The sequence below is a fragment of the Arhodomonas sp. KWT genome, from assembly GCF_010993615.1.
Map to the genome: position 1 here is coordinate 2,023 of NZ_WNXE01000094.1, position 1,324 is coordinate 3,346.

At 76.2% G+C, this 1,324-nt stretch carries 2 protein-coding genes; both read right to left on the minus strand.

What is annotated here, in order from left to right; translation table 11 throughout:
- Positions 1-250, minus strand: a 250-nt coding sequence (locus tag G7A99_RS12890; RefSeq protein ID WP_240466272.1) for a DUF2334 domain-containing protein, incomplete at its 3' end; no start/stop codon positions are given.
- A partial coding sequence (locus G7A99_RS12895) for a glycosyltransferase (protein ID WP_163140724.1) occupies positions 238-1,324 on the minus strand: 1,087 nt, incomplete at its 5' end. The genes G7A99_RS12895 and G7A99_RS12890, both read right to left, overlap by 13 nt.

Below are 1,324 nucleotides of genomic sequence, written 5' to 3' on the forward strand. Positions count from 1 at the left end.
CCGCGGCGTGCAGGCGGTGATAGCAGCCCCGGACAGCCGTGGCGCGGTGGTGCCAGCCGTGGCCGGCGAGGACGTGTCCGCGTGCGCGCCATTCGCGAAGCCGGGCGAGCCCGTCGGGGGGCCAGTCACGCCCCGGCACGACCAGCAGGGTCACCGGGGCGATGTCGTGGTGCGCCAGCAGGCTGAGCTGCTCGCGCACCGGCGCCAGGGTCTCCGGCATCACGTCGTGGATCGAGACTACGGCCCGCACGGGCCCGCTCCCGGGGCGATCACGGCCAGCCAGTCCGCCACCGTCTGCGCCTGCAGTCGCGAGACCGCCGCCCGGGCCTCCCGGGTGCGGTGGCGGAGCACGGCCGGCGCCATGCCGTCGAGTCGTCGCAGGGCGGCCGTCAGGTCCTCATGCTCAGCGATAGGGTGGAGACCGGGGGCGAGCTCGGCGCGGTCGCGAATGCCGCAGCCGGCGGAGACCACCGCCGGGCGCTCCCGGGCGAGGGCCTCCAGGGCAACGGTGCCGAAGGCCTCGAGCCGTGATGGCAGGGCGAGCGCGTCGTGGTCGTCCAGTGCGGCGGCCACCGCCTCGCGCGGGAGCCAGCCGAGGTAGTCGAGGTTGGGGAGGGCCGCGGCGTCGGCCTCCACCCGGGTGCGAAGCGGTCCCTCGCCGGCGATGGAAAACCGGATGCCCGGCAGTGCACGGGCCGCCGCCAGCACCTCGGGCAGCGATTTCTCCGCGGCCAGGCGGCCGACGAAGAGCACGGCCTCGAGCCGGCCACTCGCTGGCCGGACGGGCCTGTTCAGGAACGGCGGGCCGAGGGGGGTGCCCGTCACCCGCACGGCCGGCGCGCCGTCGGCCGCCGCCAGTGTCCGCATCCCCTCCGAGACCGCCATGACCGCATCGGCGCGGCGCAGCAGGTGGCGGTTGCAGGCACGCAGGCCCAGCCGCCCCGCCGTGCCGCGGAGCGCCCCCCAGTAGAGTCGTCCCAGGGCGGCATAATGGGTATGCATGCCGAACACCACCCGGGCGCCGAGCCGGCGGGCGGCGCGGGCGCCGAGGAGACCGTAGGGGCCGGGCGTGGCGATCACCACGGTCTCCGGCGCGATCTCCGCGAGGCGCCGGGCGAGGGCCCTCGGATCGGGGACGCCGACCCGCTGGGAGCGGTCGCCGGGCAGTGGCACCGACAGCCACTCGCGCAGACCGTTACCGGTGTCCGGGCCGATGGTGGTGATCGTATCGAGGTGCGGGGCGAGGGCGTCGCTGAGGTCCTGGTAGTAGGTGCCGACGCCGTTGCGCCCGGCACCGGCGTCGGTGACCACGGCCACGCGCGCC